23 protein-coding genes and 1 pseudogene are annotated in these 19,106 nt (G+C 69.1%); 12 read left to right on the plus strand and 12 right to left on the minus strand.

The annotated features are described in order from the left end of the window. Positions 1-49 precede the first annotated feature (49 nt). Together AC0NH5_RS10630 and AC0NH5_RS10635 are read right to left on the minus strand one after the other, a co-directional pair. Complete coding sequence (locus tag AC0NH5_RS10630) at positions 50-880, minus strand: SAM-dependent methyltransferase (protein WP_474402938.1); 831 nt, start codon at positions 878-880, stop codon at positions 50-52. Between the two features lie 184 nt (positions 881-1,064). Next, positions 1,065-2,066 carry a helix-turn-helix transcriptional regulator gene (locus AC0NH5_RS10635; RefSeq protein ID WP_474402430.1) on the minus strand — a complete coding sequence of 334 codons (1,002 nt, stop codon included), beginning with the start codon at positions 2,064-2,066 and terminating at the stop codon, positions 1,065-1,067. A 9-nt stretch (positions 2,067-2,075) separates the two neighbouring features. Here AC0NH5_RS10635 and AC0NH5_RS10640 point away from each other — a divergent pair, with 9 nt between their 5' ends. Together AC0NH5_RS10640 and AC0NH5_RS10645 are read left to right on the plus strand one after the other, a co-directional pair. Then, the gene (locus tag AC0NH5_RS10640) at positions 2,076-3,014 is read left to right on the plus strand and encodes an alpha/beta fold hydrolase (protein ID WP_474402431.1); all 939 of its coding nucleotides are present in this window, start codon (positions 2,076-2,078) and stop codon (positions 3,012-3,014) included. Between the two features lie 115 nt (positions 3,015-3,129). Further along, entirely contained in the window at positions 3,130-3,336 is a 207-nt protein-coding gene (locus tag AC0NH5_RS10645; RefSeq protein WP_474402432.1) for a hypothetical protein, read from the plus strand. 32 nt (positions 3,337-3,368) lie between these two features. Here AC0NH5_RS10645 and AC0NH5_RS10650 read toward each other — a convergent pair whose 3' ends face one another. Beyond that, positions 3,369-3,650, minus strand: a complete 282-nt coding sequence (locus AC0NH5_RS10650; RefSeq protein ID WP_474402433.1) for a hypothetical protein — start codon at positions 3,648-3,650, stop codon at positions 3,369-3,371. Positions 3,651-3,683: 33 nt separating this feature from the next. Beyond that, positions 3,684-4,661 (minus strand): NAD(P)/FAD-dependent oxidoreductase, encoded by a 978-nt coding sequence (locus tag AC0NH5_RS10655; protein ID WP_474402435.1) that lies wholly within the window; start codon positions 4,659-4,661, stop codon positions 3,684-3,686. 25 nt (positions 4,662-4,686) lie between these two features. Between AC0NH5_RS10655 and AC0NH5_RS10660 the strand changes: the two genes are divergently transcribed. Next, positions 4,687-5,322 carry a helix-turn-helix domain-containing protein gene (locus AC0NH5_RS10660; protein ID WP_474402436.1) on the plus strand — a complete coding sequence of 212 codons (636 nt, stop codon included), beginning with the start codon at positions 4,687-4,689 and terminating at the stop codon, positions 5,320-5,322. A 345-nt stretch (positions 5,323-5,667) separates the two neighbouring features. Here AC0NH5_RS10660 and AC0NH5_RS10665 read toward each other — a convergent pair whose 3' ends face one another. Next, positions 5,668-6,396 carry a DUF4386 domain-containing protein gene (locus AC0NH5_RS10665; protein ID WP_474402437.1) on the minus strand — a complete coding sequence of 243 codons (729 nt, stop codon included), beginning with the start codon at positions 6,394-6,396 and terminating at the stop codon, positions 5,668-5,670. Between the two features lie 116 nt (positions 6,397-6,512). Here AC0NH5_RS10665 and AC0NH5_RS10670 point away from each other — a divergent pair, with 116 nt between their 5' ends. Further along, positions 6,513-7,226 (plus strand): TetR/AcrR family transcriptional regulator, encoded by a 714-nt coding sequence (locus tag AC0NH5_RS10670; RefSeq protein ID WP_474402438.1) that lies wholly within the window; start codon positions 6,513-6,515, stop codon positions 7,224-7,226. 205 nt (positions 7,227-7,431) lie between these two features. Here AC0NH5_RS10670 and AC0NH5_RS10675 read toward each other — a convergent pair whose 3' ends face one another. After that, positions 7,432-8,169: a hypothetical protein gene (locus AC0NH5_RS10675; RefSeq protein WP_474402439.1), complete on the minus strand. Its 738-nt coding sequence runs from the start codon at positions 8,167-8,169 to the stop codon at positions 7,432-7,434. 319 nt (positions 8,170-8,488) lie between these two features. Then, positions 8,489-8,614 (minus strand): annotated as a pseudogene (locus AC0NH5_RS10680) (SDR family NAD(P)-dependent oxidoreductase); the annotation flags it as partial. A 61-nt stretch (positions 8,615-8,675) separates the two neighbouring features. Here AC0NH5_RS10680 and AC0NH5_RS10685 point away from each other — a divergent pair. After that, the gene (locus AC0NH5_RS10685) at positions 8,676-9,305 is read left to right on the plus strand and encodes a DUF998 domain-containing protein (protein ID WP_474402440.1); all 630 of its coding nucleotides are present in this window, start codon (positions 8,676-8,678) and stop codon (positions 9,303-9,305) included. Between the two features lie 266 nt (positions 9,306-9,571). Here AC0NH5_RS10685 and AC0NH5_RS10690 read toward each other — a convergent pair whose 3' ends face one another. Beyond that, a complete protein-coding gene (locus AC0NH5_RS10690) occupies positions 9,572-9,766 on the minus strand; it encodes a heavy-metal-associated domain-containing protein (RefSeq protein ID WP_474402441.1) in 195 nt (64 codons plus the stop codon). A 19-nt stretch (positions 9,767-9,785) separates the two neighbouring features. Next, on the minus strand, positions 9,786-10,004 hold the full coding sequence (locus tag AC0NH5_RS10695; RefSeq protein WP_474402442.1) for a metal-sensitive transcriptional regulator: 219 nt from the start codon (positions 10,002-10,004) through the stop codon (positions 9,786-9,788). A 176-nt stretch (positions 10,005-10,180) separates the two neighbouring features. Between AC0NH5_RS10695 and AC0NH5_RS10700 the strand changes: the two genes are divergently transcribed. Together AC0NH5_RS10700 and AC0NH5_RS10705 are read left to right on the plus strand one after the other, a co-directional pair. Then, on the plus strand, positions 10,181-11,599 hold the full coding sequence (locus tag AC0NH5_RS10700; RefSeq protein ID WP_474402443.1) for an MFS transporter: 1,419 nt from the start codon (positions 10,181-10,183) through the stop codon (positions 11,597-11,599). A 124-nt stretch (positions 11,600-11,723) separates the two neighbouring features. Beyond that, on the plus strand, positions 11,724-12,416 hold the full coding sequence (locus AC0NH5_RS10705) for a hypothetical protein (RefSeq protein WP_474402444.1): 693 nt from the start codon (positions 11,724-11,726) through the stop codon (positions 12,414-12,416). 135 nt (positions 12,417-12,551) lie between these two features. On the opposite strand, the gene AC0NH5_RS10710 is transcribed toward AC0NH5_RS10705, so the two are convergent. Beyond that, positions 12,552-12,890, minus strand: a complete 339-nt coding sequence (locus tag AC0NH5_RS10710; protein WP_474402445.1) for a hypothetical protein — start codon at positions 12,888-12,890, stop codon at positions 12,552-12,554. On the opposite strand from AC0NH5_RS10710, the gene AC0NH5_RS10715 reads away from it, so the two are divergent. Both AC0NH5_RS10715 and AC0NH5_RS10720 read left to right on the plus strand, forming a co-directional pair. Beyond that, positions 12,889-13,056, plus strand: coding sequence for a hypothetical protein (locus tag AC0NH5_RS10715; protein ID WP_474402446.1), 168 nt, complete (start codon positions 12,889-12,891; stop codon positions 13,054-13,056). The genes AC0NH5_RS10710 and AC0NH5_RS10715 overlap by 2 nt on opposite strands. Positions 13,057-13,462: 406 nt before the next feature. Continuing rightward, positions 13,463-13,816 carry a DUF4389 domain-containing protein gene (locus AC0NH5_RS10720; RefSeq protein ID WP_474402447.1) on the plus strand — a complete coding sequence of 118 codons (354 nt, stop codon included), beginning with the start codon at positions 13,463-13,465 and terminating at the stop codon, positions 13,814-13,816. Here the strand turns inward: AC0NH5_RS10720 and AC0NH5_RS10725 are convergent. Then, on the minus strand, positions 13,788-15,077 hold the full coding sequence (locus tag AC0NH5_RS10725; RefSeq protein WP_474402448.1) for a DUF1996 domain-containing protein: 1,290 nt from the start codon (positions 15,075-15,077) through the stop codon (positions 13,788-13,790). The two genes, AC0NH5_RS10720 and AC0NH5_RS10725, sit on opposite strands and share 29 nt — an antisense overlap. A gap of 676 nt (positions 15,078-15,753) precedes the next feature. On the opposite strand from AC0NH5_RS10725, the gene AC0NH5_RS10730 reads away from it, so the two are divergent. From AC0NH5_RS10730 to AC0NH5_RS10740, 3 genes are all read left to right on the plus strand, one after another. Next, the gene (locus AC0NH5_RS10730; protein ID WP_474402449.1) at positions 15,754-16,095 is read left to right on the plus strand and encodes a peptidase inhibitor family I36 protein; all 342 of its coding nucleotides are present in this window, start codon (positions 15,754-15,756) and stop codon (positions 16,093-16,095) included. 326 nt (positions 16,096-16,421) lie between these two features. Beyond that, positions 16,422-17,258, plus strand: coding sequence for an alpha/beta fold hydrolase (locus tag AC0NH5_RS10735; protein WP_474402450.1), 837 nt, complete (start codon positions 16,422-16,424; stop codon positions 17,256-17,258). 66 nt (positions 17,259-17,324) lie between these two features. After that, positions 17,325-18,251, plus strand: coding sequence for an NADP-dependent oxidoreductase (locus tag AC0NH5_RS10740; RefSeq protein ID WP_474402452.1), 927 nt, complete (start codon positions 17,325-17,327; stop codon positions 18,249-18,251). 56 nt (positions 18,252-18,307) lie between these two features. Here the strand turns inward: AC0NH5_RS10740 and AC0NH5_RS10745 are convergent, their stop codons facing one another. Further along, positions 18,308-19,105 (minus strand): GGDEF domain-containing protein, encoded by a 798-nt coding sequence (locus tag AC0NH5_RS10745; protein ID WP_474402453.1) that lies wholly within the window; start codon positions 19,103-19,105, stop codon positions 18,308-18,310. Between the last annotated feature and the right edge of the window lies 1 nt (position 19,106).

Genomic DNA, 19,106 nt, shown 5'->3' on the forward strand with positions numbered 1-19,106 from the left:
CGCCTGGTCGACCGCTGAGCCAGGAATATGACGAGACGCCGGTGATGCATCAAGGTTTGCGGGCGACGGCGCCATACACGGACACGTCCTGTGGTGCTGGCTGCTGTGAGTCCGGTTCGGAACGCCATTGGCTGACGATCTGCAGCCCCGGCTCGACGAACTCGAGTCCGTCGAAGAGCCGCTCGACCTGCGCACGGCTGCGGCCGACGAAGTCGGTCTTCAAGCCGGAAAGCTTCGCCCGGGTCCCGTCGTCCATGAGATCGTCGGTGGCGTGGGTGACCACCAGGAAGCTGCCGGCGGGCAAGGCGTCGGTCAGTGTCTTCACATTGGCATACGCATCGTCGTCGTCGCGGACGAAGTGCAGAACAGCGACGATCATCAACGCTACCGGCTGCGTGAAGTCTAGGGTCTCGCGAACTTCGCGATGGTTGACGATCGTCGCGGCGTCGCGCAGGTCCGCCTGCACATAAGAGGTGCGGCCCTCAGGAGTGCTGGTCAGCAGCGCCCGTGCGTGGACCATGACCAACGGATCGTTATCGACGTAGACAATCCGCGCGGCCGGGTCGATACCTTGGGCCACCTCGTGGGTGTTGTCGGCGGTAGGCAGGCCCGTTCCGATGTCGAGGAACTGCCGGACACCATGCTCTTCGACCAGATAGCGCACCGCACGTTGCAGGAAACGACGATTCGCTTTCGCGGCGGTCCGGATGTGGGGGAAGACCGCCTCGATCGCGTCAGCCGATGCCCTGTCGGCGGCGTAGTTGTCCTTGCCGCCGAGCCAGTAGTTGTACCGGCGCGCAGGATGCGGCACCGTCCAGTCGATCCCTGCAGGTGCGACTTCTTGGTCGGACACGCGTGGCCCTTCTGGTGAGGTTGGCATGTGGACAGACGCACTGTAGCGGGCTAGATCATGATCGTTCGAGCGCAGCGAAGTATCGATCTCGAACACAGATCGGCCGCAGCTCCGTGTCGCCTCCGGCATCGTACGAGCTGTCCGAGTTCATCGGTGCTGTAGAGCCCGATGACCTCGGTTATCGCTCTGCCGTAGGACGTCCGCGCCTGTCTCAGCCGTATCGCTCGACGAGCGTGTTGCCGATCGTGGCCAGGCGGTTTCGCACACACGGAGGACCGGTCACCTCGATCCACTCGGCCAGCCCGGCAAGCTCGCCGGCGAGTATGTATTCGTCGTTGCCGCGGATCACGACCTCGATGCGGCCGTCGGTCCTGGAACCTCCCACCTCGAGCCGGCCGCCGAACCCCATCCGGAGCACTGCTATCCCGTGGGGCGCGCACACCGCCCGGGCCTCGAGGGGTGTTCGCTTGCGGTCGACCTCGTCCGCGATCGCGCGCCAGCTCCCGGCAAGGTCGAAGTCATCGGGCCGGTGCACGGGATCGCCGGTCGGGTCGACGGACGATACGCGGTCGATTCGAAAGGTCCGCCGACCGGCCTCGGTGGTGGCGACGAGGTACCACGACGGGCCTTTGGCGACGATGCCCAGCGGGTGGACGGTGCGTTCGGTTTCGGTGCCGTCGCGGTCGACGTAGCCGAGCCGAACCTGGACGCCGCGGATCACCGCGTCCTGGAGCTCGTCGAGGAAGCGAGGCGGCCGGGGCTCGACCCGGCTCGATCCCCATGGTTGCGGGTCCATGACCAGCGACGACGCCGCGACCTCGGCCTGCGCCCGGAACGGCTCGGGCAGGGCGTGGACGAGCTTGCGCAGCGCCGCTTTCACGGCCGGCGTCACAGACGAGGCAGGGCCGGCGACAAGGAACAGGGCGCGGGCCTCGCCCGCGGTCAACCCGGACAGGTCGGTGCGGGCGCCGCCCACGAGGCGCCAGCCGCCGCCCCGGCCCTGCACGGAGTACACCGGCACGCCGGCCATGCCCAAGGCCTCGAGGTCGCGGCGGGCGGTGCGCTCGGAGACCTCCAACTCCCGGGCGACCTCCGCTGCTGTCACCTGCTCGCGATGTTGCAACAGAAGGAGAATGGCCATCAACCGGTCGGCTCGCACTCCGGCAACACTTCCACCAAAACCGGTCAGGAGATGACCGGTATCGGTCGGCAAGATGCCGGCATGACAATCGATTTTCCCGAGCCCACCCGCATTTCGGTCAACGGTGTGGAACTCGAAGTCTTCGAAGCCGGCCGGCAGAACGCGCGGAACCCCATCGTGCTCTGTCACGGCTGGCCGGAGCACGCCTTCTCCTGGCGCCATCAGATGCCGGCCCTCGCGGCAGCGGGCTACCACGTCATCGTCCCGAACCAGCGGGGTTACGGCACCTCGTCCCGCCCGGCCGAGGTCACCGACTACGACATCGCACACCTGTCGGGTGACCTCGTCGCACTGCTCGATCACTACGGATACGACGATGCCACCTTCGTCGGTCATGACTGGGGCGCAGCCGTCGTCTGGGGTCTGACCCTGCTGCACCCGAACCGGGTCAACAAGGTGATCAACCTGAGCCTGCCGTACCTCGAGCGTGGAGAAATGCCCTGGATCGAGGTCATGCAAGCCGTGCTCGGCAGCGACTTCTATTTCGTCCACTTCAACCGGCAGCCGGGCGTCGCGGACGCCGTGTTCGAGGACAACACGTTCCAATTCCTTCGGAACCTGTACCGGAAGAACGTGCCCCTCGTGGAGCCTCAGCCGGGCAATGCGTTGATCAACCTCGCCAGAGCGGACACTGCGCTCGGTGAGCCCGTCATGAGTGACAGCGAACTGGCCGTCTTCGTCTCCGCCTTCGAGTCAACAGGGTTCACGGGCGGAATCAACTGGTACCGAAACCTGGACCGCAACTGGCGCCTGCTGGCGGACGTGGACCCGATCATCCGACAGCCCACCCTCATGATCTACGGCGACCGCGACACGGTCGCGAAGTCCGAAAAACTGACGGAATTCGTGCCGAATGTGGAAGTGGTCAGTCTGGACTGCGGTCATTGGATCCAACAGGAGAAACCGGAGGAAACGACCGAGGCGATTCTGAAGTGGCTGAACCAGCGGGATGCCGCCTAACATCCTGCAGGAAATTCGCTTCACGGTCTGCTGAGGGCTCGCGGGTTGTAGTCACTGGTCATGCCCCCTTCGCTGCGGATTGGTGGCAGGAGCTCCTCACACCGATAGCTCATCCTTGATCGAACAGGTCGAACGCTGGTTCGGCCACCTCATCGAACAGTTGGCCCGTCGCGGTGCCCACAAGTCAGTGCAAGCCCGGGCAGCCGACATCCGGGCGTGGATCGCCGACTGGAACAGCAACCCACGCCCGTTCATCTGGACCAAGACCGCCGAGGCGATGCTCGATCACTCGCCCGATCTTGTAGCCGATTTCCTGGCGTAGGACGCCAGCGGAACGTCGCGCTTGTCGCCGTTTCAGCGGCGACTGGGGCGGCTTGCCAGCACGATGACGCGCAGGCGCTGCAGCTGCGGCATCAGGCCGTAGATGACGATCGGCACCGCGACCGTGGCCAGCACGAAGGTGCGTAGCACGGAGGGCGCGTCGCGCAGCAGGCCGCCCAGCATCAGGTTCAGCACGGTCAGGGTGGGGAAGACGGCCAGCCAGATCATCACGGCCATCTGGTGGCGGGACGGTGGTCCGAGCCGCTTCGGCTCTGCGGAGACGGCGTGCGGGGTAGAGGATTGTTCGGACATCATGTGACGCTCCTGAAGGTATTGGCGAGGATTTACTTAGATGCCGTGGCGGCGGTCGCCGAGGATCGCGTCGGTGACCTGTCGTTCCATGGCGGCGGAGTAGGGGCGGGCGTCCTCGACGGCACGCTGGGTGTCCTCCTCGACCAGGTCGGCGTTCAGCGCGATGGCGGCGGCGGATCCGGCGCCGGCCGCGGTGATGACCTGAGCTCGTGGATCGACCACGTTGCCGGCGGCGTAGACACCTGGCACCGATGTACGGCCGGCGGAGTCGGCCACCACCCAGCCGTCGTTGTTCGTGCGGCACCCGAGGTCGTGGAGCAGGGTGGTGGCCGGCACGAGCCGCGGCCGCACGAACAGGGCAGTGGGAGCGACGATGCTGCCACGGTCGGTTTCGATGCCGGCGAAGCGGTCGCCGTTGATCACGAGCCGGGTCACGACGCCCTCGACGATCCGGATGCCGCGGGCGAGGAGTCGTTCTCGCTCTTCGACGGTGAGCTGGTGGGTGTGCGTGAAGAAGGCGAGGTCGGTCGTCCACTGCCGGATGAGTAGTGCGTGCTCGACCGCGCCCGGGGTGCCGCCCAGCACGCCGAGTGGCCGGTCGCGAACTTCGTAGCCATGGCAGTAGGGGCAGTGCAGCACGTCACGGGCCCAGCGCTGCGCGAGGCCGGGGATCGCCGGGATCTCGTCGCGCAGGCCGGTCGCGACCAGGACACGCCGAGTATCGAGCGGCACCCCGCCGGTGGACAGGTGGACCCGAAACCCCGGTTCGATCCGGGCCACGGTGGCGTCGATCAGGCGTACACCATAGGCGGTCACCTCACGACGGCCGGCGTCGAGCAGATCGGCCGGCGCGAAGCCGTCGCGAGAGAGGAAACCGTGCATGTGCGCGGCGGGAGCGTTGCGAGGTTGATGGGCATCCACGACTGCGACGCGGCGCCGGGCCCGGCCCAGCACCAGCGCGGCGCTCAAGCCGGCGGCTCCGCCGCCCACCACCACGATGTCGAACTCGTTCATGCGGATCAGGCTGCGCCCGCCGACCATGAAGCGGCAAAGTTTGTTGCTGTTTCCGGGAAAGGCGAGGTGGGATGGTGGTGTGGAACATTCTCCCGCCATCAACGACGCGCTGGCCGAGGTCGGCCACCGCCTCAAGCGGCTGCGCACCCGCCGTGGCGTGACCCTGACCCGACTCGCCGAGCTGACCGGTATCTCGAAAAGCACCCTGTCCCGCCTCGAGAGCGGCCAGCGCCGGCCCAGCCTGGAACTGCTACTGCCGATCGCGCAAGCACACCAGGTGCCACTGGACGAACTCGTCGGCGCGCCCCCGGTCGGCGATCCCCGCGTGCGGATGGTTCCGCGCCAGGCCGGCGGCCGCACGGTGCTCCCGCTGACTCCTCACGCCGGCTCACTGCAGGCCTGGAAGGTAATCATCCCGGCGGACCAGACCGATCCGGAGTTGCGGGTCCACGAGGGATACGAGTGGCTGTATGTGCTCTCCGGGCAGCTACGGCTCGTGCTCGGCGGCCACGACATTGTGCTGCGTTCCGGGGAGGCGGCCGAGTTCGACACCCGGGTGCCGCACTGGTTCGGCAGCACCGGTGAGGGTCCCGTCGAGATCCTCAGCATCCTCGGCCGCCAGGGCGAGCGGATGCACGTCCGCGCCAAGCCCCGCTCTTAGCGGCCCGGGTTGCTCGCCCGGTCGGCCAGCAACGGCTCCGACGGTGTCCACGGGTGGCCAGCCACCCGTGGAACACACCGGACGCCGCCGGGGATCATGCGGAACTCCAGGCGTACGCACAATTCGCTGTCGTAGCGGCAGTCGCCCGGTCGGTTACCGTTCCTCCTGGCGGCAGGGTGAACAGGTGAACCCTGCGATAAGGCACGCACGCATCGCATAGCCGTACGTCGAAGCCTGGGTGTGAATGAGGCGGGACTTTCGCACATCCGGCGCGGGGGCGTGAGCATTTCCGGCGGGCCGGGGTGTGGCGGGCTCACTGGTCCGGTGGGCCGAGTATTCCGATCCTCACGCAGTGGCCAGCCCGGCCCTCCGTTCAGCCGGCGTGATGTCTCGCTCGACGGCGGGGGAGGGCTTGAACCCCTTGACGATCAGGTAGAGGGCAAGACTGACTTCCCAGGCGAACACGGGGAGGGCGGCGACCGAACCGACCGTGGAGACCTGCTCGTAGAGACCGAACATCACGGCGCCCGCCGACACGCAGATGAGAGGGCCTCCGATGAGCCCCAGTGCGGCGATGAAGCGCGGCACGAGCCGGGACCGGTACATCAGGTGGGCGAGCAGCAGGCTGTTGGCTCCCAGTAGGACGTTGGGCCCGATCAGGAACGTCCAGTCGTGGATGGCGACGAGTGACTTGCCGACGGTGACGAGCGCCGTGTCGTCGGTGCCGGGGGCGCCGGCGAGGTCCTGCCGTAGCGTCACGGCCGACAGGACGCTGACGATGCCGACGAGGATCACGGTGGCTTCCAGCAGTCGGGTGCAGAGGTAGCCGAGAGCGACGCTGTGGCTCTGGTTCCGGACGATCGGGTACAGGGTGACGCCGGTGCCGACGATGGCGGCGACGAGGACGAGTTCGAAGAGACCGCCCGCCAGCACGCGGGTGTCGGCGCCGTCCCCGATGACGTAGTTCGCGTCGCCCAGTACCGGCTGGGACAGCAACAGGCCGCCTATCGCGGCGACCTCGGTGATCAGGAAGAACACTCCCGCGGCCACTGCGGTCCTTCGGGCAGGACTCATGCCGACTCCTCTTCAACTTTGGTGTACGCCGTACACCTCTCGATCGGAACGTTACGTGTACGCTGTACACCTGTCAAGATCGGTCCGGTGGATCGGTGGCGAAGGGAGATACGAGGGTGGAGCAGGCGGAAGGCGCACGCCGTAACCCGTTGAGCCGGGACCGCATCCTGCGCGCCGCCGTCGCACTCGCCGACGAAGGCGGGATCGACTCCGTCAGCATGCGCAAGCTCGCACAGGAACTCGGCGTCGTCCCGATGGCGTTGTACAAGCACATCGCGAACAAGGACGAGCTTCTGGACGGCATGATCGACGTCGTCGTCAGCACTATCGATACACCCGACACAGGGCTCGACTGGAAGACCGCGGTCCGGCAAAGAATTCTCGTCGCACGCCGAGCGCTCCTGCGCCATCCCTGGGCCTCACGCGTGATCGAGTCGCGCACCAGCCCGACGCCGGCCGTACTGGCGTACATGGACTCGATGATCGGAATGCTTCTGGGCGGCGGTCTCTCCATCGACCTGACGCATCACGTGATGCACGCGCTGGGAAGCCGAATCCTCGGGTTCAGCCAGGAGCTGTTCACTCCTCCTGCGGCCGTGGACCCGCATGCTCAGGCAGCCTCGGTCCGCGCGATGTCCGGCACGTACCCCAGCCTCGCGAGAATCGCGACACGGGCCGACCACGACGAGCAGTCCGTCGTCGGCCCGGGCTGCGACGATCAGTTCGAGTTCGAGTTCACCCTCGACCTGCTCCTCGACGGAATCGAGGCGCTCCGGCTGCGCAGATGGAGCTCCACCAGCCATCCGCGGCAGACGCAAGCCGTCGGGTAGCGTCCGGCTCGTCGTCGCGCTCCGGGTCCCAACGCTCAGCACATCCCGCGATCACTGAGCGAACGGTTCCTCGCCGGATGTGTCCCGCCCGGCCCAGCGGCCACCGTTCAGCATGTCCATCAGAATGGTCGCAGCCTGGGCCTCGGCGGCTGGCCGCACTTCAACGCTCGTGCGGTAGCTCCAGCCCGCCACCGGACGCCGTGAGTTAGCCGCCCGGGCAGTTCTCACTGTCCGTGCGCCGGCAGCCGTGCTGCGGCACGGTGGGGGAGGGACCAGCAGCAGCATCGGGGTCGTGGTATCGCACGCTCGCGGTCACCGCGACAAGGTGCCGGTAGCGGGTGGCGGCTTGGCGGGTGGCTGCCTCGTCGATCGGTTCGTACCAGCGGTCCACCCTGACGTCAGGGTCGGGGTACGGGCGTGTGGCGGCAAGCTTTGCCAGGTCCGCCGGCGACTCGACCCACGTGACCGTCACCGTCACGCCATCGGTCCCGCGGTAGCTCCGGTGCGGCACCGGGACGGCGCTCGGAGCGTCGGGAGCGCTGACGTCTCGCCAACCGTCGGCGCGCAACGCCTTGTCCCACTCCTGGCGGCGGTCAAGGTCCGCATCCCCCGCGCCTAGCACCCGCCAGGTGGTCCGGCTGCAGATCACGGGGCCCCACCCGGAGCCGAGGAAGGGGCCATGCTCGGTGTGGCAGACGTCTTCCACCCCGCTGGACACGAGAGCCAGCCACGGCGCCGTGCGCAGCACCTGCGTGGTGCGGGCGTCCAGCTGACCGGCCGCTCGTTCGGCTGCCCGCCGTACCGGCGCCGATCCGGCAGCCGCCGCCACGTCGGGCGGCGTTGTGTGCCGCTCCCACTGATAGACCAATACCGCGACGCCGGCGACAGCCAACACCACCACGGCAGCCAGCCCACGTAACACCCAACGCATCACGTCGCCCATCGCCCCGACGCTAGCGGCGCGCACCAACGGTACGGCCACGACAAGGTCACCGTGAAGCATCGCCGCAGGCTCACCTCGGAGGCGCCGACGAGGCGCCCTCTCGGCAGGTGCATGCCGATTGGCTCTGAGGAGCTGGAGCATCGGCGGCTCGACTCACCAGCGGCGAGCAGATCGTGGTAGCGCCAGCAGCGGAGCTCGATGCGCTGCACCAGGGTGCGGGCGACGACGAGCCAGGCGTAGGCGGCCATGGACAAGGTGATGTGGGCATACCAGACCCGTCAGTCGTGGACCGGGCACTCGTCGAGACCGGCCTGGCCTCGGCGTCGGCCAGCCGTCGCGGGTCCCGGCCGAGCAGCACGACGTCATCGCCTGCCCGGGCGAATGCGACGGCCGCGGCCAATCCGATCCCCGAGCTAGCGCCCGTCACCACCACAGTTCGGCTCATATACCTATTGGATCACCGGCCCCCCAGGTGAACGCATGGCCGCACCGATCATGATGACGGTATGGCCTCGACCAGGCTCGCTGCGGTGGCCGCTTCCACGGTCACTGGAGGCGCCGGCATCATGCTGTTCGCGCTCGTCGCGGAGCCAGGGCGGTGGTGGCAGGGCTACGTCAGCGAGGTGGGAGCGGCCGGTCAGCCGTACGCCATGGTCTATCGCCTGGGCCTGATTCTGCTCGCGCTCGGCGTTGCGCTGCTCGGCCAGGCCTTACGGCGCGTCAGGCTGCTGTTGCTGGTCGCGGCCGCGCTCGCCGGCACGTCCAGCATCGTCGCGTGCAGCAATCAATGCCCTTTACCGCCGTACGAGTCGACGACACCCGCCGATGTCGTCCACACCGCCGCAAGCATCCTGGGCATGGCCGTCCTAACTGCTGCGATGGCCGTGGCCCGCTGGGAGGCGCGCCCGGCGGCCCGATGGCTGACGACAGCCGCTCTGACGCTGACCGTGCCGCTGGGCGCTGCCCTGGGCCTGACGATGCTGCTCGCCGGGCGCGGCACCACGAGCGCCGTCCTGGAGCGGATCCTGCTCGTCGTCGCCGTGAGCTGGCTGGTCGGTATCGCCCTGCTCACGACGGTCGACGACCGTGTTGACGGCCGAGCCAAGGCCCGCGGTCAGACGACGGATGGTCGGTAGCCGGGTACCCACGCCGAGCGTGTGGTGCTGGATCTGCCGGGCGAGCTGAGCACGCACGCCCAGCTGGGACGTCGCGCTTGTCGCCGTTTCAGCGGTGGCTGGCGCGGCCTTGCGCAGCAGATCGCCGAGCAGCAGGTTCAGCACCGTCAGCGGCGAGTGCGTGTCGCGTCAAGGACGGAACCGGCCCAGCTTGAGAACCCTGTGCGAGTCCGCACGTCGGGCCGGTGACATCGTGCCGCAGTGGCCCGTTGCTGCGGCGGTAACTGTCAGCCGAGGAGCTGATAGCCCGCCTGAGCCACCGACGCCCTGACGGTGTCGGTGTCCAGTGGCGCGGCACTGGTGACTGTGACCGTGCCGGTGGCCACGTCGACGCCGACACCGCCGACGCCGTCGATCTCGGCCAGCTGCTTACTGACCCGTGCCGCGCAGCCGCCGCACGTCATCCCCGCGACCTGATACACCTGCTGGACGCCGCCGGTTTCAGCGGCCGGGGCCGAGCTGGTGACCGTCGTGGTGGAGCAGCCGCAAGCGGCGTCGGTACCGCACATCGCAGTATCCCTTCGTCGGTGAGTTGAAGATCGGTGACGGCTGGCGTGGGTCAGGACCGCCGACCATGCGCTGCAGTCCGCGGATCTGGCCTTCCACCCGCCGCAGCCGCTTGAGGTAGTCGTCCTTGTCCTTGATGTAGCCGTGCGCCATGATCCGCTCCCATCACCGGTTCATACGTTACCCCCCTACGGTATATCGCGGAAGTGGCTGGTCCGCTGCTGTGACGCGAACAGCATTCCGGCACCAGCCTTGACCGAAAATACCCCCAGGGGGTAACAATGGCGCCGAATGTTGATACCCCCTGGGGGTAATGAGGAGGTTCGGTCATGTCCCGCAGTCCGCAACGGTGGTGGGCGCTCGCGCTCATCGCCCTCGCCCAGTTCATGGTCATCATGGACACCTCGATCATCGGCGTCGCACTCCCGCAGATCCGCGAAGACCTCGGCTTCACCCCGAGCAACCTGTCCTGGGTGTTCAACGCCTACGTCGTCGCGTTCGGCGGCCTGCTGCTGCTCGGCGGCCGCCTGTCCGACCTTTACGGGGCCCGCCGCATCTTCGCCACCGGCTGGGCCATCCTGCTAGCCGGCTCCGCCGCCGCCGGCCTGGCCGGCACCGTCGAAATCGAACTCGCCGCCCGCGCCGTGCAGGGCGCAGGATCCGCGCTGATCGCGCCGTCCGCGCTGACGCTGCTGATGATGCTGTTCGGCAACCGGCCCGCCGACCTCACCAAGGCCCTGGCCTTGTACGGGGCGGCCGCCCCGGCCGGTGGCACCGCCGGCGTCTTCCTCGGCGGCGTCATCACCGAATTCGCCAGCTGGCCGTGGGTGTTCTACCTCAACATCCCGGTCGCGGTCCTGGCTCTGATCGCCACCCCGGCACTCATGCCGGCCGGCGGCAACCGGCCCGGAAGCCTCGATGTCGCGGGCGCGCTCACCGTCACCGGAGGTCTGGCCGCCGCCGTCTACGCCGTCGTCCGCGCTCCCGAGGCCGGCTGGAACACGCCGCAGACGTGGCTGACCCTCGGCGGCGCCGCGATCCTGCTCGCCGCGTTCCTGGTCGTCCAGGCCCGCCGCCGCGAGCCGCTGATGCGGCTGAATATCTTCGCCAGCCGCAACCTGTCCGCCGCCAACGTCGCCCAGCTGCTGCTCGGAGCGGCGTGGATCCCGATGTGGTTCTACCTCAACCTCTACCTGCAGCAGGTTCGCGGCTTCAGCGCCTTCCCCAGCGGCGCCGCGCTGCTGCCGATGACCGTGCTCATCATGGCCGGCATGATCGTCCTCGCTCCGCGGATGATCGGCCGCTTCGGCACCAAGGTCACCCTGGTCGCCGGACTGGTGGTCCTCGCTGCCGGGCTCGGCTGGCTCGCCCTGATCCGCCCGACCGGTAGCTATCCGGTCGACGTGCTGCCCGCATCTCTGGTCGCTGCCCTCGGCATGGCCCTGGCCTTCATCCCCTCGCTGGGCACGGCCCTGTCCAGCGCCCGTCCGGAGGAGGGCGGCCTGGCATCCGGCATCGTCAACACCAGCTACCAGGTCGGTTCCGCCCTCGGCCTGGCCGCCATGACCGCCCTCGCCGCCGCCCACGGCGCCGACGCACTCGGTGATCCGGCCGCCCTCACCAACGGCTACTCGACAGCGCTGCTCGGCGCCGCCGGCATCGCCGCCGCAGCCGCCCTGCTCGCCGCGCTCACCCTCACCCGCGACGGCGCCCCCGCCGTCAACGAGCACACCCCGGTCACCCGATGACCGACGGGTGCTGTCCCAGCGCTGTGCCGGGGTCACCGACAGCTTGGCCCCGGCGCAGCACCGGACCCCGCCCACGACACCTCAATGCGCTTCACGCCGTTCCGCTGCACCACGACGAAAAGAGATGATCGAGATGTACGCCCTCCATGCCGACGCCACCTTGCCTCGCCCTACCACCGCCGACGGAGTACGACGTTCCGCCCGCGCCGGCCTATGGGCTCTACCCGCGTACGGCCTGCTACTGGGTCTGAGCACGTGGACCCACCAACCCCCGATCGACGACTTCAACGCCTACGCCCGCTACATCACCACCGACGTGTTCCTGATCAGCCACCTCGGCGCCAGCATCCTCGGCGCCGCCCTCGCCATCCTTGGCGCGATCGCCGTCACCACGTTGATCGCCCACGGCCGCGCAGCCCGCGCCGCCATCACCGGACTGGTGCTGACCACCGTCACCAACGTGTACCTGGCCGCCACGTTCGGCAGTGCCACCTTCGTGCAACCCGGCATCGGCCGCGCCCACCTCGCCGGCACCCCCGGCATGCCGGCGCTCAACGCCGACACCGCCTACGGACCCGCCTTCTTCGCCACCGCCCTGACTGCCACGTTCCTGCTCATCGTGTCCGCGATCGTTCTGGGTACCGCGATCGCCCGCACCGACCGGCGGCTGCGCTGGCACGGCATCGCCTACGCCACCCTGCTGCCGGCCTTCGCCATCACCGGCTTCGCCCTGCAACCGGCCCAGCCGTGGACCGGCTTCGCCCTCGCCGCAGCCACCACCGCCCTGGCCGTACGGCTGCCCCGGACCAACACGTGACCATCGGGCTTCGCCTTCGCCGAACCAGCCTGGGCCACCACCACCGTGGCGTGGTCCGGCCGTCACCGCCCAAGGCTCACCTCACCACACGGCGAGGTGAGCCCCCGGCATGCGTGCCTGTGGCGCCCTTGACCCTCACGCCACTCCGCCGAGCACGATCAGCCCTATGGCGACCAGCGCCAGCGTGATCCCCACGCCCAGCAGACTGCCTCCCCAGGCGTCGAGATCCGGCACTTGGAAGGCGCCACGGACGTTCGCGGCGACGCCGGGAGATCCGTCTGCGTTGGCGACGACCACGGCGTACTCACCGTTCATGACGTTCCATGTGAGTGTGGCGTCCGGTCCGGTGGCCGATGCGAGCCAGAAGGTCTGCGAAGCGGGATCGGTGACCGCGCGGACGTCACCGGTGGCCCGGTCGTAGCCGGGCGTGCCGTCGTTCAGGTCCGTCAGCACCACGACCACGCCGTTCGACATGACCGTGCGCAACAAGGCCTCGCGCTACCACCTGGTGATGGACGCGATCAACAACGCCAAGCGGCTCCCGCGCGGCGCCGCCGACCTGAAGGCCTGGTGCAAGAGCCAGCTCGTTCGCTTCCTGTACGAGGAAACCGAGTCCGGAGGACGCGGTCGCTCACCCTGACATCACCCTTGTCGCGGATCGCTGACATGCCAGTTCCGGCTACCTCGTCGTGGCCGTGGCAGCCGCGATCCTGGCGCCGCACATCGGTCCGGTCGGGCAGCAGTGCGCGCACGTGCGCCGGCGTGACGCTGATCTGGGTTCTGCTGCACGGCCCCTACGCCGGCGACGCCGAACGAACCACCGGCCTACAACGGCGGACCGGCCTATCCGATCCTGGACCTGCTCCTCGTGGCGTGGCCATGGCGGTGCGACTGCCGGTCGTCCAGCCGCGCTGCACCCGGCCGCAGCGGCGCAGCCCGCCCCTGCGGACACGATCCGCGGCGGCTGGCGTGCCGCCGTGATGCATGGCCTGCTGATCTCCACGCCGGCAAAGTCGCCTGGGTGACCATGCCCGCGCAGGCGAAGGGTGGAAGCGACAGGGCCGCCGGCACCACGGCAGGACCGCACCGCGGTCGCCGCGATCACGCTGGCCGTCACCGGCACCTACCCGCGGGGCCTCTACGGCTTCATCCTCGGCCTCAACCGATGGGTGCTACGTGTCGCCGCCTACACCGCACTGATGACCGACGTCTACCCGCCGTTCCGCCTGGACAGCGGCGGCACGGACCCGGCTACGCCCGGCATGGAACCGGCCGGATATCCGGACGACGGCGACCCCAGCCGGATCGCGGGGCCGTCATCGCCGTGCGCGTGGCCCCCGGCGGTTGCCGGGGGCCACGGTCGGTCGTCGGTCAGTTGTTGCCGGCGGCGTTGCACTTGACGGACTGGTTGATGCAGTTGCGCACCCGGGCGGCCTGCGCGGCGGGCTGCCAGGCGTTCATGAAGTCACCGTGCATCGACGACGCCATCCCGGAGGCCAGCGTGAACCCGGCGGTGGTGCCGTGGACGGGGTAGTCGATGACGAACGACAGCGACGGGATCGTCACCGGGAACTTCCCGCTGGCGCAGGTGCCGTCCGGGCCGGTCGGTCCGACGTGGTCCTTGTGGTTGGGGCTGTCCAGGTGCACGCCGTCCCAGCAGTCCGGGAAGACGAGCTGATAGGTCAGGTTCGCGGTCGGGGCGCAGATGGGCCAGTTCCCGTCGGCGCTGCGGCCGACCTCGCCGCCCGGTCCGGCGCACCAGAACTGGTTGCCGCTGCTGGGCGCCTGCAGTCTCGCGTCACCGGCGATCATCCGGAATCCCGGCGGGAACGGCTGGGTGCGGCTCGGGTCCCTCAGCCGGGAGCCGTAGTAGACGGTGACCCCGGCGGGGTCGATGACCGCGCCGTTCTGCAACAGCGAGGGGATCCAGTACGCGGACAGGTCCTCGGCCGGGGTGCAGGTGGTCGCGGAGTGCCCGAGCAGTGACTGGTTGGTCGAGTTGGCGTTCGTACTGGTGTTGCCGAAGAAGGTGTGGTTGTGCGAGGCGCCGGCCAGTCCGGGGAAGATGATCGGGTCGTCGTTGTTGTGGTGGCTGACCGTGCAGCCGGCGTTGAACTCCGGCACCCGCACCACATCGCCGGTGATCGGCCGTGGGGTGAGCGCGAAGAACGCCGCCGTGTCGGCCGCCTGCTGCGCCGCGTTCACCGTGGGCCACCCCGGGCCGGTCGTCCCGGTGGGGGTCGGCGTGGGTGGCGTGGTCGCGCCGGCCGCGGTGATGGAGAACCAGTTGAGGTTGACGAAGTTGCCGGCCTGAGGGCTGGTCAGGGTGAGGAAGACGCTCTGCGCGCCGGCCGGGTGCGTGTTCGCCACCGCGGATGTGGTGACCCAGGTCTGCCAGCCGCCGGTCCGGGCCACCGGGATGCTGGCAAGCACGGTTCCGGTCGCCGACCCGGTACGGAACTGGATGGTGCCGGTGGTGCCGCTGTCGGACGCCACCCGTGCGCCGATCGTGATCGCCCCGGCCGCGCCGAGGTCCACGTTGTCGTACCGCAGCCAGTCACCCTTGGCCAGGTAGCCGACGTTCTGCCCGCCACCGGTGTCGGCGGTCGGTTCGACCTGCGCTCCGGACTGGGCGGCATACGACTCGGCCTGGACAGTCACCGGGGACGCCGCCGAGGCGGAACTTGAGGCGGCGGCGATGCCACCGGCCACGAGGGCGGCGGTCAGCGCCGCACCGAGAGCGGCGCGACGCCTTCGGCGGCTCCGGCGGCGAGGGGACGGGCCTGGATCGGTGCGGGAGTCCGGATGCTGCGCTCGGGAGGTCGTGGCGGCGGGGACCGTGCTCAGCCGGGTCGCTCTGCCTCGGAAGACGGGGGTATTCATGAAGCTGCTCCTCGGGGATGGGGGATGTTCCGGAGCCGGTACAGAGTTCAGCGCTGAGCGTGAAAGCGCTCTCTCGGACGTCACTGTGAACGGCGCGTCAACGACTGTCAATGGCTGGTGATGACACGGGAAGCGCTTCCTCGGACCGGCGCCACGGACGTCCGCGCACGTCGCGGCCTTGAACATCACTCTGGCGGCGCCAACCGGGCAGGTGCGGGCTCCACGGTTCCGGAACTCCGGGGCCGGTCGCACCCGGCCACCGACACCCTCCGGCAGGCGCGCCCGAGCAGGACGCCGACCCGACCCAAAGGCACCGTCAAGGCCTCCCGCAGGCGATGTCCGCCCCGATCGACGGTCGGGGCCCGTCGCGGTCTGCACATCGATGTGTAGGAGTTTGTGGAGGTCCGCGACCTACGGTGCGGCCATGAGAATGCTGAGGAGAGCAGGAATCGCTGTGACAACGGCCGCCCTGATCGTGGGGACGGCGGCGGCTCCGGCGCAGGCGGCGGCCGGGTGGGACAGGTGCGTGCACGGCACCTACTGCCTGTTCGAGGACGCTGACGGCAACGGCCGCATGTACGTGCTGGGCAACCCGGTCTCCGGCCAGCGCCACAACATCGCCACCTGGTTCAACGACCGGGCCACCTCGCTGTGGAACCGCAGCGCGAAACGGGTCAGCCTGTTCCATAACGCCGGCTGCGGGACGTTGCTGACGAGCTCGGCCGCTTACGGTGGCCCGCAGAACCTGCCGTGGGACCTCAACGACCGCGCCACCTCGACCTGCGTGATCAATTGACGGACGACCTCTGGTGCCGGTGGGCACGCTACCGTGTTGCGAGGCGGCGCCCACCCGGCCAGGACTTTCAGCAGCTGTCCGCGGGTCCGATGTCGGCAGTCATCGACCGCAAACTCACGTCAGCCCCTGCCCGGCCTGTTGCACAGCGCTGAGACGCCCCTCGCCGGTTGCTGCCGCGCGGAAGTATGCCGCGGCTGTGAAACCCCATATGGTCGTACGGTCTGTCGTCCTCGACGGCTCGGAGGGACCAATCGATGGGCACGAGACTCGGACGGTTCCGAGACGACGCCGGCCGGGCGATCTACGTCGACGCATACCGGGCGGCTATGGCCGAGCTGGCCGAGCCGACGTCGACGGAAGACGTGGCCACCGCGTTCGGGACGGTGCGCGCGTACCGATGGGTGGCCGTCGGTGACAGGCGTCCGCCTGTCGTTCTGCTGCCGGGGCGCAGCTCGGGTACGCCGATGTGGGGCACCAACCTGCCGAGCCTCTTGGAGTCCGGCCGCACGGTAGTCGCCATGGATGCCCTGGGCGACGCGGGCCTGTCCGTGCAGACCGCCGCTCTGCGTGACTTCACCGATCAGGCGACCTGGGTCGAGCAGACACTCGAGGGGATGGGCCTGCGACGTGTCCATACGGTGGGGCACTCGTTCGGCGGGGCCACCGCGTTGGCGCACGCCCGGTACCACCCCGGCCGCGTGGCGTCGCTCGCTTTGATCGAACCCGTCTTCAGCTTCCGGTGGCCACCGCCGGCCACCCTGTTCTGGGCTTTCGTCGCAACCCTGCCCGGACCTCGACGGTGGCGCGACCACGCCCTCGCTGCGATCGGCGGGGTCACGATCGCCGACATCCGTACAGCCACTCCGATCGGGTCGATGATCTCCGCTGGGACCGAGCACTTCCGCGCTGCGCTTCCCAACCCGCGTCCGTTGAGTTCCGATGACCTTGCCCGCCTCGCGGTGCCGACCTACGTGGCGATAGCCGAGCGGTCACAGGCCGGCGGTAAGGCGGCGGTCGAGCGGGCAACGCTCATCCCGGGTTCACAAGTGCAGCTCTGGCCGAACACCACGCACTCATTGCCCATGCAGGTGTCCGGCCCGCTGGCCGAGCGGCTCATCGCGTTCTGGGCGATGGCCGACAAGGACGGTGGCGAACGGAAGTAGCCCGCCGACTCAGGCCGAAAGGTTGGTGGGGCTATCTATCGAGAGCCGTGGGTCTAGAGTGGACGCGTGCTGGGAGTCGTCGCGGCCGCGCTTGGCGGTCCAGAGGTGTTGCAGGTGGCTGAACTGCCCGAGCCCGAGGCCGGGCCGGGGCAGGTTGTGGTCCGGATCCGTGCGGTCTGTGTGCACCCAGCCGACGTCGCCGCCACCACAGGGGAGATTCCTCGCGGGCCGGATACGCCGCCGTTCTCGCCCGGGTGGGACATCGCCGGCGAGGTGGCCTCGGTCGGCCCCGACACGCCTGATTTCGGGGTGGGTGATCGTGTCGTCGGGATGATCCCGTGGTACACGACCCGGGGTGTGCCGGGTGGCTACGCCGAGTTCGTGGCAGCCGACACGGACTGGTTGGTGCGGTTGCCGGACGAGCTCGACTTCGTGTCCGCAGCCACGGTGCCGCTCAACGCCCAGACCGCACACCAGGGTCTGTCACTGGTGTCGTTGGCCATGCTGCCGGCCGGCAGCACCATTCTGGTCACCGGTGCCAGCGGCGGTGTCGGCGGCTTCGCCACCCAGCTTGCCGTGCAGAGCGGCTTCCGTGTCCTGGCGCAGGCCAGCCACGAGGATGAGCAATGGGTGTACGGCCTCGGCGCTCACGAGGTGGTTTCCCGTTCCGCCGATCTGGCCACGGTAGGGCCGGTGGCTGCGGTGTTCGACGCGGTCCCTCTCGGCGAGGCGGCGGCCGCTGCCGTCGAGGACAGGGGAGTTGTGGTCGTGACCCGGCCCACGCCGGCCATCGTTCCGCCACGTGGTGTGCGCCAGGAGCTGCAACTCATCCGGCACGACCGAGTGCTGTTGGCGGACTTGGTGGGGCAGGTGGCGGCGGGACGGCTGCGCACGCGCGTGGCGGTCACGATGCCGTTGACCGAAGCGGCCGACGCCCACCGGCGGGTGCTGGCCGGTGGCCTGCACGGAAAAGTCGTGCTGACGGTGGGCTGACGGGGGAGCGTGGTGGCGACCGCGCCTGCCGTGGTGGCGGCCGTCAGCTCGTGCGATCACCGGTGGGTGGAGGGCTTGCGGTCCAGGTACGGATCGGCTTCGGTTCGGACCGTGAGACAGTCCATGGGGATCGTGTCGACCATCGTGCCGGCGCCGTTCAGGCATCGGTAACGGACCAGGGCTGCCCATTCGCAGGCGCCCTCGACCACTCCCGCACGGCGGACGCCATTGCGGTGCACCCATACCGGGTCGCCCGGCCGGCATGCCACCGCAGGTCCCGAGACGGTCAGGCTCGGCAGTGACCCGGGAGTCGCGGCCGGCTCGTACGTCTCGGTGTGGTTGCCGCTCTCCGTGGCCACGACCCAGGTGATACCGGCCTTGTCGGTGGTGTTCGCGTGCCGCTTGGCGCTGAACATCGCCTGGTCCGCGCGGCGCAGCAGGTCGGGAAGGTCGGCGGAGCGCCCAGCCGGCACGACGCCGATCGAGGCGGTGACGGACAGGGTGTGGCCTTTCACGTCCATCGGGGGTGCGATCGCGGCGCTCAGCGAGCGGGCCACCTCCTGCCACCACGCCTCGGGGACGTCGGAGCGCGGGGCACGCGGCAGCGCGGCGAACTCGTCACCGCCGAACCGGGCCACGAGATGGTCGCTGAGGCAGGCGGCCATGCGCCGGGCGACCACGCAGAGGACCTCGTCGCCGGCATCATGCCCGTACGTATCGTTGATCGGCTTGAAACCGTTGAGGTCGAGGATCAGGACGGCCGACGAACAGTCGTCGCCGCGCAGCAGCTCCGGGGCGAGCGCGTGGAAGAGGCGGCGGTTGGCGAGTCCGGTCAGCTCGTCGTGGTCGGCCATC

The sequence above is a fragment of the Actinoplanes sp. 13 genome (assembly GCF_056134165.1).